This window comes from Syntrophorhabdaceae bacterium, assembly GCA_035541755.1.
Taxonomy (GTDB): Bacteria; Desulfobacterota; Syntrophorhabdia; order Syntrophorhabdales; family Syntrophorhabdaceae; genus PNOF01.
This window is the reverse complement of record DATKMQ010000100.1, coordinates 47239-63021: the sequence shown is the minus strand read 5'-3', so window position 1 is coordinate 63021 and position 15783 is coordinate 47239. Positions and strand designations below refer to the sequence as shown.

12 protein-coding genes are annotated in these 15783 nt (G+C 51.8%); 6 read left to right on the top strand and 6 right to left on the bottom strand.

Annotation, left to right across the window (positions count from 1 at the left end; genetic code table 11):
- Positions 1–40 precede the first annotated feature (40 nt).
- Positions 41–1291: an anaerobic sulfatase maturase gene (locus VMT62_10325; GenBank protein HVN96816.1), complete on the top strand. Its 1251-nt coding sequence runs from the start codon at positions 41–43 to the stop codon at positions 1289–1291.
- Positions 1292–1358: 67 nt separating this feature from the next.
- On the opposite strand, the gene VMT62_10320 is transcribed toward VMT62_10325, so the two are convergent.
- On the bottom strand, positions 1359–2219 hold the full coding sequence (locus VMT62_10320; GenBank protein HVN96815.1) for a dienelactone hydrolase family protein: 861 nt from the start codon (positions 2217–2219) through the stop codon (positions 1359–1361).
- A 367-nt stretch (positions 2220–2586) separates the two neighbouring features.
- Here VMT62_10320 and VMT62_10315 point away from each other — a divergent pair, with 367 nt between their 5' ends.
- The gene (locus VMT62_10315; protein ID HVN96814.1) at positions 2587–3342 is read left to right on the top strand and encodes an alpha/beta hydrolase; all 756 of its coding nucleotides are present in this window, start codon (positions 2587–2589) and stop codon (positions 3340–3342) included.
- Between the two features lie 81 nt (positions 3343–3423).
- On the opposite strand, the gene VMT62_10310 is transcribed toward VMT62_10315, so the two are convergent.
- The 4 genes from VMT62_10310 to VMT62_10295 form a co-directional block, all read right to left on the bottom strand.
- Entirely contained in the window at positions 3424–4206 is a 783-nt protein-coding gene (locus tag VMT62_10310) for a type III pantothenate kinase (GenBank protein ID HVN96813.1), read from the bottom strand.
- Positions 4207–5172: a biotin--[acetyl-CoA-carboxylase] ligase gene (locus VMT62_10305; protein ID HVN96812.1), complete on the bottom strand. Its 966-nt coding sequence runs from the start codon at positions 5170–5172 to the stop codon at positions 4207–4209.
- Entirely contained in the window at positions 5165–7207 is a 2043-nt protein-coding gene (gene fusA, locus VMT62_10300; protein HVN96811.1) for an elongation factor G, read from the bottom strand. The genes VMT62_10305 and fusA overlap by 8 nt, the downstream gene beginning before the upstream one ends.
- 283 nt (positions 7208–7490) lie before the next feature.
- Entirely contained in the window at positions 7491–8042 is a 552-nt protein-coding gene (locus VMT62_10295) for a ferritin-like domain-containing protein (GenBank protein HVN96810.1), read from the bottom strand.
- Positions 8043–8317: 275 nt separating this feature from the next.
- On the opposite strand from VMT62_10295, the gene VMT62_10290 reads away from it, so the two are divergent.
- From VMT62_10290 to VMT62_10280, 3 genes are all read left to right on the top strand, one after another.
- Complete coding sequence (locus tag VMT62_10290) at positions 8318–8479, top strand: hypothetical protein (GenBank protein ID HVN96809.1); 162 nt, start codon at positions 8318–8320, stop codon at positions 8477–8479.
- Between the two features lie 314 nt (positions 8480–8793).
- Entirely contained in the window at positions 8794–9426 is a 633-nt protein-coding gene (locus VMT62_10285) for a hypothetical protein (GenBank protein ID HVN96808.1), read from the top strand.
- A 232-nt stretch (positions 9427–9658) separates the two neighbouring features.
- On the top strand, positions 9659–9889 hold the full coding sequence (locus VMT62_10280) for an AzlC family ABC transporter permease (GenBank protein HVN96807.1): 231 nt from the start codon (positions 9659–9661) through the stop codon (positions 9887–9889).
- Positions 9890–10044: 155 nt separating this feature from the next.
- Here the strand turns inward: VMT62_10280 and VMT62_10275 are convergent, their stop codons facing one another.
- Positions 10045–12033: an ATP-dependent helicase gene (locus tag VMT62_10275; protein HVN96806.1), complete on the bottom strand. Its 1989-nt coding sequence runs from the start codon at positions 12031–12033 to the stop codon at positions 10045–10047.
- 516 nt (positions 12034–12549) lie between these two features.
- On the opposite strand from VMT62_10275, the gene VMT62_10270 reads away from it, so the two are divergent.
- Positions 12550–15777 carry a PAS domain S-box protein gene (locus VMT62_10270; protein ID HVN96805.1) on the top strand — a complete coding sequence of 1076 codons (3228 nt, stop codon included), beginning with the start codon at positions 12550–12552 and terminating at the stop codon, positions 15775–15777.
- Positions 15778–15783: the final 6 nt, after the last annotated feature.

Here is a 15783-nt window from a genome sequence, read left to right as displayed (position 1 = left end):
GATCATTTTCTTCATGACCGGCGCAAAGAGGTGACCACAAGTGAAGGTTTCCCGTGAATTCCAGATTTTCGCCAAGCCCGCCGGGCCAGCCTGCAACCTCGCCTGTCGCTACTGTTACTACCTGAACAAGGAAGATCTCTATGGAAAGGGTAACTCCTTTCGCATGTCCGATGAGATCCTCGAAACGTACATTACCCAGCATATCGAGGCTTTTGATGAACAGGTCATACATTTCTCCTGGCATGGAGGCGAGCCCACTCTCCTGGGGCTCGACTACTTTCGAAAGATTGTTGAGTTGCAACGCAGACATCGTGGTCACGGGCAGCGTATACAAAACGGCATCCAGACAAACGGTACCCTCCTCGACGAAGAGTGGTGCGAGTTTCTTGCTTCGGAGGGTTTCGGAGTGGGGGTGAGTCTCGATGGTCCCGAGCAATTCCACGACCTTTATCGCCTGACCAGGGCGCAGGGGCCTACGCACAAACAGGTCATGCGCGGGATTACACTCCTGCAAAAGCACCGGATCCCCTTCGATGTGCTCTGTGTGGTAAATGACAAAAACGTGCGCCATCCCACCGAGGTATATCGATTCTTCAAGCAGACCGGCGTCCGCTATATCGGCTTTTTACCGCTCGTTGAATTTGACTCTCGCACACGCCGGGTAAGCGATAGTACGGTGCCTGCCGAGGCTCTTGGTGATTTCCTCTGCGCGATCTTTGATGAGTGGCTCGCGTGTGACATAGGCCGCGTCACCGTGCAGATATTCGAAGAGGCGATCGGAGGGGGCATAAGAGGGGAACATGCACTCTGCATTTTCCGGAAGACATGCGGGGATATTCCCGTGGTCGAACACAACGGAGATGTCTTTTGTTGCGATCACTTTGTGCATCAGCGCTATCGGCTCGGCAATATCTGTGATACTCCCCTCGCCCAGCTTCTCGAAAGTCCCCGGCAAAGGGCTTTCGGGCAGGATAAGTTCGATCGTCTGCCCCTCGCGTGCAAAACCTGCGAAGTCCTTACCCTCTGCAATGGGGGTTGCCCCAAGGACCGGTTTATGCCCGCGCCCCGCGGCGCACGGGATCTCAACTACCTCTGTGCCGGCTACAAACGTTTCTTCACCCATTGCCGCCCTTTTATTGACGAGGTGTCAGCCTTGTGGCAAGGAAACAAGCAGGATAGAGCGTTGGAAACTCCGAACCGGAGCGCGAAACCCGGTATTAAAGCAGGTCGCAACGATCCCTGCCCCTGTGGCAGCGGAAAAAAATACAAAAAGTGCTGCATGGGTAAGTGAGAAGCCCTGTGCGAAGATGTCCGGGCCTTTCTTTGACGCTCAAGCGTGAGCGGTCTTTCGCACCTTACTAGATTTTCAGTTTCTCTTTGAAAAAGGCAATGGTGCGTCCCCATGCAAGCCCGGCCGCCTCTTTGCTATATCGTTCGGCGTTCGTGTCGTTATTGAAACCATGCTGAGCGCCCTCATACATATATAGCTTGTAATCGACCGACGCCCTCTTTAAGGCCGCCTCGTAGGCGGGAATACCCGCATTGATGCGCTGATCGAGGCCTGCGTAATGGAGTAGTAGAGACGCTTTGATTTTGGGTACGTCTTCAGAAGCAGGCTGCGCGCCATAGTATGGGACTACAGCCGAAACATCGGGCGAATTCACCGCAACCTGGTTGGCCATGGCGCCGCCCCAGCAGAACCCCACAACCCCCACTTTACCTGTGGACATGGGATGTGTCTTCAGATACTTTACGGCCGCAACATAATTCTTTATGGTGGATTGCTGGTCGAGTTGAGCGATGAGCGACACGGCCTTGCTCTCATCTTCCGGTGTCCCTCCAAGAGGCGATAAAGGATCGGGGGCAAGGGCGAGAAAGCCTTCCAGGGCGATACGTCTCGTCACATCGGCAATGTGGGCATTGAGGCCCCTGTTCTCAGGGATAACGACCACACCTGGCACTTTTCCATCCTTTCGCGGTCGGGATAATTTGGCACGAATATCGCCAGTGGCGCCCTGATAGGTAATATCCTCGTTTGAGAGGCGTGGATCATCCTTGGCAACTATATCTGCTGCCGCATACCTGTCCTCCAGCATCGCAAACAGGGCATTTGCGGCTACCACGCCGCCTGCGATGAGAGATAATCTTTTGAGAAACCCGCGGCGGTCGAGCAATCCTCGACTGTATTCGTCATAGAGATCGAACACTCTCTTATCCATGGCTATCCTCCCTTTCTTTCTCTCTGGTTTTGTCTATGAAAAAAGTGTAAGGGCGCACGCCTCTCATGTCAAGCCTAAACAAAAGGAACCGGATACGTGCGGCGTGTGCCGTAGAAGAAGACCTTTAAAATCAAGGGCGCGCAACCGCAAGCTGATGAGAGCGTGCGCTGAGTAGCGCGCCATCCCTTCCTAGAGAAAGTATTTGCAATTATCCGGCAAAAATAGGAGAATCTGCACGTGTCAAAAATCGTAGGCGTTCTCTCTTTATGAGCTTAGGCCCCATTTTTTGTCGTAAGCGGTGTGATCGATGCCCTTTATTAACGTAAACCATCTTTCTGTTTATTACGAGGTCCACGGTGAGGGCGATGTGGTGATTTTAATGCATCACGGGTTCGGGTGCAGCAAGATATGGAAAGCCGTTTATCCCGCGGTTATGGCCCGAGGTTACACGGTGGTGATGTTCGACCGCCGTGGTTTTGGTCGATCAGAGCGGGGTAGTGACTTTCAGAATTTTTATGAAACCGAGCGGTATCGGCCGGAAAGTGTGGCAGAACTGAGGACGGTCAAACAAAGTCTCGGCATCGGGGCGTGCCACCTCGTAGGACAATGCGAAGGCGGCGTGGTCGGGGTGGACTATGCGGTCAAATACCCCGAAGAAGTCAAAAGCCTCGTTGTTGCCAGCACTCAATGTTTCAGCGAAGTCCCCATGGTGGAGCTCAATCGTATGAGGCTCGTCAACAGATTCTCAGACCTTGCGCCCGAGCTCAAGGCCAAGATGATTGACTGGCATGGCGAAGCGGCTGAGACGAATTACGACCAGTTTGCCAAATACGGCGGGGCCTATGGTGTGGATTATTTCGACCTGAGGCCAGTTCTGCATCACGTATCATGTCCCACACTCGTACTCTATCCGGACCGCAGTTCCATCTTCGATGTAGAGCAGGCAATCGCCTTCTATCGCCATCTCCCTAAAGGAGAGTTGGCCGTTTTTCCCAGATGCGGCCACAACACGTATGAGCAGCGGCCCGAAGATTATACGCGTACGGTTCTCGATTTCATCGCCCGCACCGAAAAAGGCGAAGACACAAAGGCCGCTCAAGCGGCCATGACGTGCCTAGCCTGACGCCGATCGGCGCAATCATCCGGCAAGCACATCCTCAAACATGATTCCTTGAGATGTGAAAGAATAAAGCCGTTGTTTTTGCTATTTGAACTTGTGATACTCTTTGTTTTTTTCGTAGAGGAGCTTGAGACCGCGCAGGGTTAAGAATTCGTCCACCTCGTCGATCGTCTCTGAGCCCTTGTATATGAGCGTTGAGAGCCCTCCGGTCGCGATCACGTATGGGTCGGTTTTCACCTCGTCTTTCATCCTTTTCACGATCCCGTCGACCAGGCTCACGTAGCCGTATGTGATACCCGCCTGCATGGCATGCACGGTGTTTCTTCCCACTATATTCTTGGGCTGGGCGAGTTCCACCCTGGGAAGCTTGGATGCCCGTTCGAAAAGCGCCTCCAAGGATATCATGATCCCCGGGGCAATACAGCCGCCCACGTATTCACCTTTGGGCGTCACGTAGTCAAATGTCGTCGCCGTACCGAAATCCACGATAATGAGGGGTCGTTTGTATTTGTCGTAACCTGCTACGGCGTTCACGATCCTGTCGGCTCCGACCTCGGACGTATTTTCCGAAAGGATCGGCATACCTGTCTTGATGCCGGGCTCCACGAAGATCGGTGTGATGCCGGTATATTTGCGGCAGGTAATCTCGAAGGGGATACGAAGTGGGGGCACGACGCAGGAGACGATGGCGCTGTCAATTTCGCTTAATCGTATTTTCTCCATGTAGAGAAGGCTATTGAGAAGGATAGCGTATTCGTCGTGAGTTTTATTAAGGACGGTGCTTAGCCTCCAGTGGTTGATGAAGGTATCGCCGTCATATACGCCGAAGACTATGTTTGTATTTCCGATGTCGATAACGAGGAGCATCTAGTAACTCACATCCCCTGCAATGATTTTCTTTGTAATTCCGTCGATATCAAGCAGAATCGCGCCATCCTTATCCACGCCGCGGGCAACGCCTTTGTGCGTCTCACCCATCTGGGTTATCTCCAGGTATTTTCCTTTTATCCCGGCCCTTTCTTCCCAGAGGCGACACATCTTTTCTGCCCCCTGTTCCCGAAAACGGAGGTAGTATTTCTCCAGATTGGAAAGAAGCATACCACAGACCGATGCTCTTTCAAAGACCTTTTTCGTAGCCATCGAGAGTGAGCCCGCCTTTTCTCTGATCTCAGCATCGAGCTCGTCTTCACGCATGTTAACGTTCAATCCAATGCCAATGACCACGAATCTGACCATATCGGCTTCCGTTGAAAGCTCGAGTAATGTCCCGCACACCTTCCTCCCGGAGAGTAACACGTCGTTCGGCCATTTGAGCGTGGGCGTAATGGAGGTCAGCGCATAAACGGTGTCGAAGGCGGCGAGAGAGGATAGAAACGTAATGGGATAGACCTGCGAAGGGTGGACCCTCGGCCTCACGATCACAGAAAGGTAGATATTTCGCCCCGTAGTCGAACACCACCTTCTCCCCAGTCTCCCCTTTCCTCTTTCTTGCGATTCGGCTATCACGCACGCGCCCTCCACCTCTCCGGCCATGGCCAGCTTAAAGGCAAGGGTATTCGTGGAGTCCACGTTCTCCTTGTAAATAATCTTTTGCCCGATTATCGAAGTGTCGCGGTACCTGTCTATCTCCCAGGAATAAAGCTTGTCCGGCGTGGAAACGAGCATGTATCCCTTGCCTTTGGCCTTGCTGATCACATACCCGCATCGTTCAAGCTGATTCATGTACTTCCAGACCGCCGTTCTCGAAACCTTCAATTTTGCAGAAATATGATCTCCCGATACAAAGCTCTGCCGCTCACGCAGGGATTTCAGCACTTCGCTGATGTTATCCATTTTCTATCCTGTCATAGTGCGAGAAATACATGGTGAAGGAGGCTCTGCCCTGGGAGAGGGAACGGATGTCTGTGGAATAACCGAACATATTCGTGAGTGGCGCGGCTGCCTTTACCACCGTGATCCTGTCCTTGGCCAGTATCTCGGCAATCTGGCACCTGCGGGCATTAAGATCGCCGATAACATCACCGAGAAATTCATTCGGCGTGGTCACCGTGAGGGACATGACGGGCACGAGCACGATAGGGTTCGCCTCGGAACATGCCTCGCGGAATCCATCATATGCGGCCATTTTCAGAGTGAGCCGGGCAAATTCGGGATTGCTGAATGAGGCATCGTTGATGGCGATCATCACGTCGGTGAGAGGATACCCCTTGAGAACCCCTATGTTTGAAGCTTCCAGGACGCCCTCCTCGATTGCCTCGACAAAAGGAAACACGGGATGCGTCTCTAAAATACGATTTGTCGTGACAATCCCCTTGCCTCTTCGGTTGGGCGCGATACTAAGCGACACCCATCCTCTGCAGGGCACGCCGTTGATGATCTTTTCGAAGCTGTGCTCCCTGGATACGGGCTTTTCTATACTTTCCTTGTAAACTACCTGGGGCTTGCCCACATGGAGGTCGATGCCGAACTCTTCCTTGATCCTCTTCACAACTACATCGAGGTGCAGCTCACCCATGCCGGAAACGACCGTTTGATAGGCATCTTCGTCTGCTCTCAGCACGAATGTGGGGTCTTCCTCCGCGATCCTCGTGAGCGCGAGCATGAGTTTGTCCTGGTCCACATTGCGCACGGGCTCAACGGCAATGGAGATAACGGGCTCATAGATCTCAATGGGTTCGAGGAGTATGGGTTTAGCCCTGGTGAGCGTATGGCCGGTGGAGGTCTCTTTTAATCCCACGATGCCAACTATGGCACCTGCCTCAGCCCCCTCAATCCTGTCTTTATGGTTCGCGTGAATCCTGTAGATGCGGCTGACCTTCTCCCTCTTGCGAAGATTTACATTATAAATCTCTTCGCCCACCTTGAGTTTGCCCGAATAAATGCGAATATAGGTAAGTTTCCTTCCTTCTTCAATGACGATCTTGAAGGCAAGCGCGGCGAGGTCTTCGTCTACACTTGCCTTCCTCTCTTCCAGTTCGGAGTTGTCCGGGTTCTCTCCCGTTACCGGCGGAACGTCGAGGGGAGACGGCAGATACTTGACCACCGCATCGATAAGCGGTTGGATGCCCTTATTCTTGAGCGCCGATCCGCAGAGAACCGGTACGCATTTCAGGGCGATAGTCGCAGTCCTCAGCGCTTTTACAATCAGGGCCTCGTCGATCTCTCCGCCTTCCAGATAGTGTTCCATGAATTCGTCATCGAGAAGAGACAGCTTGTCGAAGAGCTTCTCCCGGTACCGACGAGCAGTTTCCTGGTATTCAGGTGGTATGGCTATAGAGCGGTAGGTAGCCCCCATGTCTTCCTCGTCCCAGACGATGCCTTTCATGGCAATGAGGTCGACAACGCCGTAGAAACCGTCTTCCCTGCCGAGCGGTATCTGAAGCATAATGGGGTTGGCCCCGAATTTCTCCACGATGAGGTCCACGACACGAAAAAAATCGGAACCCAGCCTGTCGAGCTTGTTTATGAAGGCGATCCTCGGCACGTGGTATTTGTCCGCCTGGTGCCAGACCGTCTCGGATTGGGGTTCGACCCCTCCCACACCGCAAAATACGGCCACCATCCCGTCGAGGACCCGAAGCGACCGTTCCACCTCGATGGTGAAATCCACATGTCCCGGCGTATCGATAAGCTGTATCTCGTGGTCTTCCCAGTAGAACGTGGTCACCGCCGATGTAATGGTGATACCCCGCTCTTGCTCCTGCGGGAGATAATCCATGATCGCGGTTCCTTCGTGGACTTCTCCGATCTTGTGGGTCTTACCGGTATAGTAAAGAATACGCTCGGTAACCGTGGTCTTGCCTGCGTCAATATGGGCCGCAATGCCTATGTTGCGTATCTTGGCCAAGCGCTGCAATTCCTTTTTCATTGCCGATAAGATAGACCTAAGAGGGTAAAAAAGTCAATAAATAAGGCTCTGTTCGGGCGCTCGTCGCAAGATCCTTAAGCATTGCTCGCCTGGTATCACGAGGACGCGAGATTATGGGGCTTCAAAGAAACACTTGAAAAATCACCAAATCAACGGCTGAAACGATTGGGTCGCTTCACGGGTTCCCTCGGCATCGCGACGCATACTGTGCGGGGTGCAGGTAAAACCATGGCAGGCCGTCTCTTTTGGACAACTACGCAGCTCCGCCCGATAAAATCGGGATCTATGCGCCTGCCTGCGGAGTGCCGCCCCCGAATCGCGCCGCAAACCCGAGGGTGTTCAAACCCGTGGCGGACGGCGTTCCGGCTATCTTGGCAAGATAGGCACCATCGAGCTCTTCGATATGATCTTTCACATTGTCAAAATAGTTGAAATGTATCTGTTCCTCATCGATGATGGTTTCAAAAAGCTTCATGCTGATACTGTCCCCGTTTTCTCTGCAGACCAGGTGAAACTCATTGTAGCTTGCAATGGTATTGTCTTCGAGGTCGGCATCGAAAGAGAAGGCGGCCTCTACTTTCTGCCCTTTCTGAACAGGCGCCGCAAGCTCGGTAGTCGGCTGCGCATTGAGCTCTTCAATCCGATCCGCGAACATTTCAGCGTGCCGCATCTCGTCTATGGCGATAAGCTTAACTTTGGCCGCCAGATCCCCATAGTCCATGTTGTCGAGATTATAATGTTGGTTCATGTATTGGTGAATGGCCATGAGCTCCATAGATCGCGCCTTGTTTAAGACCTCTATCACCTTTGCTCTTCGATCCTCTTTTGTAGCCATATTTCCCTCCTTTTGATTTGGACGTTATCTCACAGAAACCGATTTCTTTATCAGAGCATGTACTAAGAAAGATAAGATTTTTTTTCCGAGATATCAAGAATGCAAGCAAAAGACCTATGACATGAGGTCCCTTTGTCGTCCTTGTGCTATGCGCATGACGGATGAATCGGGTGGAGTATCAAGACTCTTGCAATATCGCCATGATTCTGGGAAAATATCAAATGAGGTCTAAGGAATTCTTGCCCGGGCACACAAATAAGGGATGGCAAAAAAAAATGATAAGGACCACGTGCGGTTTGCTTCTTCTCTTGTTCCTTATCGCGGGCTGCGCGATAACGTATACCCATCCCACCAAGGATGCGGGCGATTTCGAGCGGGACAGGGCCGCTTGTGAGGCTGTAGCTCAAAAGACATTGGCGGTGCAGGGCGTCACCTGACCTAACGAAATAAGCAAAGAGACAGGTCGTTGTCTCGAGAACACCAAGGGATGGAAGAAGAAAAGTTCCTGGTAGGCGCAATTCCTCACCGTCGAGTGCGCAAGCCTCTTTCTTCCTGCATTTTCATTCACATCTGCTCAAATCCTTGACGGAGAGCACAGACTTACCTACGGGTTATAAGGTAGATTCCATACGAACCATTACGGGTGCATAAAGGTTGGCTGTCGAGCCAAATTCGGCGAGCATGGGGTAAGGATTGATAATCCCCTGGCCTGCTGGTTATAATATAAACCGATGATTGAAGGAGGCTTCCAATGAGAATAAAAATAGCTGCCTTGGTCTTATGCGCGGTCGCTCTCTGTATACTTTTGGGTCCGTCGATAAGCGCCGCGGAAGTCAACGTGAATATAGGGGTATTCGCACCCCCGCCCGTATATAGAGCCCCCGCACCCCCGCCGGTGATCGTCATACCGGGGACCTATGTATACAGGGTGCCCGACATAGAAGTCGAGATTCTCTTCTATCACGGTTACTGGTACAGGCCCTATGAGGGACGCTGGTACAGAGGCAGCTCCTATAACGGTCCCTGGGCATACATCGCTCCACCCAGGGTTCCCCGGGTAATCGTTGAGTTGCCACCGGATTACCGTCGGATGCCCCCGGGACACACCCGGATCCCCTACGGACAGTTGAAAAAGAACTGGAGGGGATGGGAGCGCGATAGATATTGGGAAAACGACAGGGAATGGCGCGAAGGTCGGCGTGAACATGGAGAAGAAAGGGGCAATGGCAGATGGGAAGACAAACATGGAGGGCCGCCCCCTGGAACCCCTCCTGGACACGGAGGCACTCCCCCGGGACATGGAGGGACTCCTCCGGGACAGATCAATAAAGATTACGGCGGGGAAGAAGGCAGAGGTCATGGCCTTGGCCATGGCAACAGATAAACCCGCCTGAAGCAAGAAAGACCCCTGACCCTTGGGGCTCAGTCGTCCCCTATCGAGAGCGTCAGTTCGTTCAGGCGTCAAAGAAGAATGCCCTTGAGAAGGGGCGAGGAATAAAATACTGGGAATGCCGAAGAGCGACCCTCCGAACCGGTGCAATCATACGTTTCCCATTGTGAATGCCGCATCCCGTGAACCATGCGGGACGGGTGCCAGGCCACTCCATTAGAACCAAATGGGAGAAATCCGGCGCTCAATTCTAAAGAAAGCCTTCCGGTACACGATCCCGGTCATGTTCGGATACGTGCCTATCGGGATCGCCTTCGGATTGTTGCTCACCAAATCCGGATATCCCTGGTTCTTTGCTGTGCTCATGAGCATCGTCGTTTACTCGGGTGCAAACCAATTTCTGGCCGTGGGGTTCTTCATTAAAAACGCCCTGTTCGTGACCATACGGTGCGCCTGAGCTGGTCGCGATCGGGCTCGTAGCGGCGCTTCACCCTTGGAAGAGAAATGCGTTGCTGAGCATATTTGCCGGGACGGTCATATATATGCTTGCCTCACGGATCTGATGGAACCGACCGATGAGGCGCGGGTAGCGAGCCCGACACGATAGGGCTTCTAATAGTCCGCAATAGACCACTCCTCGTAGTGGGAGCCGGAGAGCTCGGTGAGAAACCGCGATGGTCGAAGAATAATGTGGCCGGCCTGTCTATCGAAAGTTAATAGCGGATAACAGAGATAGAGCTCATCCATGGCGCGGGTCACTGCCACGTAGAAGAGCCGCCGTTCCTCTTCCAGGCCGCCGTCCTCTATGGATTTCGGGTTGGGAAACCTTCCTTCGGCGCACCAGATGATGAAGACCACCTGCCATTCCAGGCCTTTGGCCTGGTGAATAGTGGATAGGACTACCCGTCCTTCATCTTCATCGGCCGCCGATACGATCTCCTCTCCTGAGAGACCGCTCATCAGTGATAATTCGCTCAAAAAGGTCTCCAACGATTGATACTTGGTTGAGAAATTGATCAACTGGTTCAGGTCTTCCAGACGGGTCTCATAATTGGGGTACGCAAATTTCAGGTAATCCACATAACCCTGTTTGAGCACAGCGGAAATCATGTCCGAGGGTGCTTCACGCTCATAGAGTTCCTTAAGGTCCCTAAACAGGCGCGACCATGTTTCGACGTTCTCTTTCAAAACGTTCTTGAAGGTACCGGCAATCTTCTTTGAAATAAGTTCATCAAAAGGGTCCTCGCAAGCTTGAATGTATTCGTAGATGCGTTCTGCTGTCTTATTTCCGATTTTCGGAAATATTTTCAACATCCTCTTCCAGGATATCTCGTCATGGGGGTTGTCCATGACCCGTAAAAAAGAGACCACGTCCTTGATATGGGCCTGCTCAAAAAAGCGAAGGCCGCTCCTGATCTCAAAGGGTATGCCTCTGCGGGTGAGCTCCATCTGGACTTCCATGGAGTGGTAGTGTGCCCGGTACAAGACGGCGATCCGGTTAAGGGGTACGCCCTCCTCATCCTGCAACTCCGTGATCCTCTGAGCGACGAATTCTGCCTGCTGGATCACATCCCGCGAAGGGGCGAGCACCGGGATAATGCCGCTCGGTTTGATGCTCCTTAAGGTTTTTTCGAACTGATATTTATTCTGGGAGATTGTATTGTTAGCGAGCCCGAGTATTTCCGGGGTGCTCCGATAATTCGTTTCGAGCTTGAAAATCTGCGTGTCTTCATATTTCTTTGGAAATTCGAGAATGTTCTGGAAATTAGCTCCTCGAAAAGAATAGATGCTCTGCGCGTCGTCGCCCACCACCATGACGTTTCTGTTCAGAAGGCCCATGAAATCTACAATCTCCGCCTGAATCCTGTTAGTATCCTGGTACTCGTCGACGAGGATTCGGGAGAAAGTCGCGGCGTAGGCCTTGCGGATATCTTCGTTTTCGGAAAGCACCTTGTGCCAGTAGTAAAGAAGGTCGTCGAAGTCCATAGCGTTCGCGGCCCTTTTCTTTTCTGTGTAGGAATTGAAGAGGGTGGCTATTTCCTCGAGAATGTCATAGAAGAAGGGGCTTCTTTCCCGGACAGCTTCCTCAATGGTGCTCATCGTGTTGATGGCGTAGCTGAAGATACCCTTGAGCACGCTGCCTTTGGGGAACATCTTTGACTTTGTGTCTATTTTGGAAGCCTTGAGCACCACGTCGATCATATCCTTGGCGTCTTCGTTGTCAAGAATCGTGAAATTTCGTTTGTAACCTACGCGTTCGCTCTGCTGTCTTAAGATCATGTTTCCGATGTGGTGAAAAGTGCCGCCCCAGATATAGCGTGTATCGATCTTCATCAGGTGCTCTACCCTGTGAAGCATCTCCCTGGCCGCTTTATTGGTAAACGTGAGAAGAAGAATGGAGTTGGCCTGCACGCCTTTTTCAAGTAGACGCGCCACCCGGTAGGTGACAACTCGCGTCTTACCGCTTCCGGCCCCGGCGATGACAAGGATGGGGCCGTTCTCGGAAAGGACGACCCTGCGTTGTTCTTCGTTCAACTCTTTATCGTAGTCGATGAAAGGTGAAGAGGCGGCCGCGTCTCTGTGAATCGTATATCGCTTCATGGGCTTTAAAGTATGCGGTATACCAGTGGGCATGTCAAGAGCTGTACGGACGAAAGAAAGCGCCTCGGATCATGCTCACCGTCAGGTTATGGGAAGGGCGGCTTCTTAGCTCTGAACGAACTCTGAAGCCGCCCCGGAGGGAGAAAAGCGAAGGGTCTTCATATCGGCGGCTTTCGCTACTCAATCCGTGAGAAGTTGTTTCGCGTGTTTGTAATTATGTGCGCCATAACGCCTGTCATTTGAAACAACGTCGAAACTGAAACCCGCTAGCGTCCTCAAGAAACCACCTCTCGCGCCTTACTGTTAAGATATCCTTAGTGCAGTTTCCGGAAGCTGTCAAGAGGACCTATGCGACGCCATATGCCCGGGGAAACAAGTCCCTTCTTAGGAGCAAAAGCATCGATTCGAACCTTTCATATCGGGCGGATTTGCATCTTTGGGAGTACGGAAGGATTTCTCCTTAAGAAGCGCTCCTTTTATTCGAAAATATAGTGTAATATATAAGACAGTCCAGAAATGAGTGACCGACTGACCGATAGAAAACGCTCCGACGGTGTGACAAACCCCGTGAGGGTACAAAGCCACAAGGGCAAATCATCCAAAGGAGGGCACGGCACGGGGCAAAAAAGTGTTCAACCGCTCGCAACGGAGCAAACCGGCAAGCAACAGACGCAAGAGGCCATAATCCAAAATAAGTCCGAACAGGGGATACTGGTGGCTGCTCAAGCAAGCGAGGCTTTGACCAAAAGTGAATCCACCCTGAGATCCATCTTCTTAGCCTCTCCGGTGGGTATCATGTTTATCTCTTCGGACAGAAGAATCACCCTGATGAATCAGAGAATGACCGCTATTACGGGATATTCTCTCGAGGATCTTGCGGACGCAAGCCCGAGAATCTTCTATCCTACCGAAGAAGAATTCGCTCGTGTGGGCGCAATCATCGGAGAAAAGATCAGAAGAGGGGTTACTGCTGAGGCTGATACCACCTGGGTCCGCAAGGATGGGGCCGTACGCGATATTCATCTCAGTCTCGCCCCTATAGACCCGGGTGATCCCTTGGGGGGAGCTGTCAGCACGGTAATAGATGTCACGGAACAAAAGGAGGCGGAGAAAAAACTCCTCGAGTCTGAGGAACGGTACAGAACCGCGATAGAGCACTCAAATGACGGGGTAGCGATTACCGCTCAGGATCAATACATCTATGTGAATCAAAAATTCCTGGAAATGTTCGGCTACGATAAACCGAAAGAAATCATCGGAGAATCTCCGCTCGTTGTAGTCCACCCTGAGGATCGTGCAAGGATTCTTGGGTACGGGGCGAGAAGACGTGAGGGAAGACCAGTTCCCGATCGATACGAATATAAAGGAATGAAAAAGGATGGAACCGTGATTTCTGTCGAGGCTTCTACCACAGAAACAGTCTATCGGGGCGAACCCATGGTTCTCGCCTATCTGAGGGACATTACCGAACGCAAGCGGGCGGAAAAAGCACTGAAACAGAGCGAGGAACGGTTCCGCGCCCTGGTGGAAAAATCATCTGAAGTCATTATTCTCTATGATAGAAACAGTGAGCGCACCTATGTGTCACCAGCGGTCACCAGGGTCCTCGGGTATTCTGCAGAGGAGTATCTGTCTCTTGATCGATCCGAGCTTGTGCATCCAGACGACTTGCTTTCAACGGAAAGAGCCCGGTTGAGCATTCGTCCCGGCGAGACCATCACAACCGTGTGCAGGCTCCGCCACAAAGACGGAAACTGGCGCTGGACTGAGCGGACCATGAGCAACCTGCTTGATGAACCGGGTATTCAATCGATGGTGGCAAATATCCGTGACATCACAGAACGAAAGGCAGCCGAGGAAGCACTCCATGAATCGGAAAACAAATTCAGGGATCTGGCCGAGAAATCACCTGCGGGCATCTACATCATTCAGGATAACGCCTTCAAATACATAAACAACAAATTCGCTCAAATATGCGGTTACTCCGTGGACGAGATTATAGGCGGGAAGACTTCGCAGGACTTTGTATTTCTGGAACCCGTCCCTCCCCTCGAACAAGGCGCTGCGGCAGGATCATCAGGCCCGCCAGTTTCTTCCGGTCACGAATTCAGAATCATCACACCAACGCAGGGGACAAGATACATCGAGGTCCACAGTTCTCATACGATGTTTGAGGGTAGGCCCGCGTCAATAGGCACAATCATTGATGTGACCGAACGAAAGCTCATTGAAGAAGCGCTTCGAGAGTCGGAGATTAATTACCGTAATGTCGTAGAAAACTCCCTCGTCGGCGTTGCCATCGTACAGGATAATGTTTATCACTTTGCGAACAAGAGGTTTTGTGAGATCCACGGATACACGCGGGAGGAGCTTGCCGGAAAAATGGGGCCCAGCGATTTCGTTCATCCTGATGATTTGAAAATGGTTGAGGAAAATGTGAGAAAGCGTCTGGCAGACGAGACGGCCCGCATCGAATATGATCTCAAGGCCATACGAAAAGATGGCCGTATTGTCACCCTCAAGGCCCTCGGGAGCACAACGGTTTATAACGGTCGACCGGCAGCCATGGTCTCCGTCATAGATATTACCAAAGAGAAGGTGCTTGAAACTCAGCTTTTCCAGGCGCAGAAGATGGAGGCCATAGGAACCCTCGCCGGGGGTATCGCCCATGACTTTAACAACATTCTCACGGCCATCATCGGTTATGGAAATCTGCTCCAGATGCAGATGGGCAAAGATGATCCGTTGAGAGTCTATGTCGGGCACATGCTGTCATCGTCAGAAAAGGCGGCAAACCTCACTCAGAATCTTCTCGCCTTCAGCCGTAGACAGATTATTGAGCTGAAACCCATCAAGATCAATACAATTCTCGACAGCATGGAGAGGCTTTTGAGACGGCTGCTAACGGAGGATATCGAGCTCAAGCTTATTCCGTCGGAGAAGAATGTGACCGTCATGGCAGATATTTCTCAAATGGACCAGATACTCCTCAACCTCGCCACAAACGCGCGGGATGCTATGCCGCATGGTGGTAAGCTGACAATCGAATTACGGGAAGTCGAATTGAACAGAACATTTCTGCAACAGCACGGATATGGCGAACCTGGATTGTACGCTTTAATCAGCGTTGGCGATACAGGCTTCGGAATGAATGCAAAGACCGTCGAAAAGATCTTTGAGCCCTTCTTTACCACAAAAGAGGTGGGCAAAGGAACAGGGCTCGGCCTCTCCATAGTTTACGGGATTGTGAAGCAGCACCACGGGTACATTACTGTGTACAGTGAGCCTGAAGTAGGAACATCATTCAATATATATATCCCCTCCGTCAAGGCCGCCGCTCAGGAAAAAGAGGTAAAATCTCCGGCCGTTGAGGGCGGCACAGAGACGATCCTCGTGGCTGAAGATGAGGTGATGGTGCGAAATCTCACCAGGACAATTCTGTCTCAGGCTGGATATACGGTCATAGAAGCGACCGACGGAGAAAACGCGGTGGAGAAATTCATGGAGAACAAAGACGCCATCGCGCTTGCTTTTCTCGATGTGGTTATGCCTCGAAAAAATGGGAAGGAGGCATACGAAGAAATGAGGAGGGTAAAGGCGGATCTCAAGGTTCTTTTCACGAGCGGATACACGGGAGATGTGGTCATCGACAAGGGGATCCTTGAAAAAGAATACAACTTCATACAGAAACCGATCGTGCCCGATGATCTGCTTTCGAAAATAAGAACAATACTTGATCGATGAAACAAC

Bases quoted from the DNA above. Each gene is read 5' to 3' on its own strand.
- VMT62_10320 (HVN96815.1), bottom strand. From the start codon at position 2,219: ATGGATAAGAGAGTGTTCGATCTCTATGACGAATACAGTCGAGGATTG.
- VMT62_10310 (HVN96813.1), bottom strand. From the start codon at position 4,206: ATGCTCCTCGTTATCGACATCGGAAATACAAACATAGTCTTCGGCGTA.
- VMT62_10305 (HVN96812.1), bottom strand. From the start codon at position 5,172: ATGGATAACATCAGCGAAGTGCTGAAATCCCTGCGTGAGCGGCAGAGC.
- fusA (HVN96811.1), bottom strand. From the start codon at position 7,207: ATGAAAAAGGAATTGCAGCGCTTGGCCAAGATACGCAACATAGGCATT.
- VMT62_10295 (HVN96810.1), bottom strand. From the start codon at position 8,042: ATGGCTACAAAAGAGGATCGAAGAGCAAAGGTGATAGAGGTCTTAAAC.
- VMT62_10290 (HVN96809.1), top strand. From the start codon at position 8,318: ATGATAAGGACCACGTGCGGTTTGCTTCTTCTCTTGTTCCTTATCGCG.
- VMT62_10285 (HVN96808.1), top strand. From the start codon at position 8,794: ATGAGAATAAAAATAGCTGCCTTGGTCTTATGCGCGGTCGCTCTCTGT.
- VMT62_10280 (HVN96807.1), top strand. From the start codon at position 9,659: ATGGGAGAAATCCGGCGCTCAATTCTAAAGAAAGCCTTCCGGTACACG.
- VMT62_10275 (HVN96806.1), bottom strand. From the start codon at position 12,033: ATGAAGCGATATACGATTCACAGAGACGCGGCCGCCTCTTCACCTTTC.
- VMT62_10270 (HVN96805.1), top strand. From the start codon at position 12,550: ATGAGTGACCGACTGACCGATAGAAAACGCTCCGACGGTGTGACAAAC.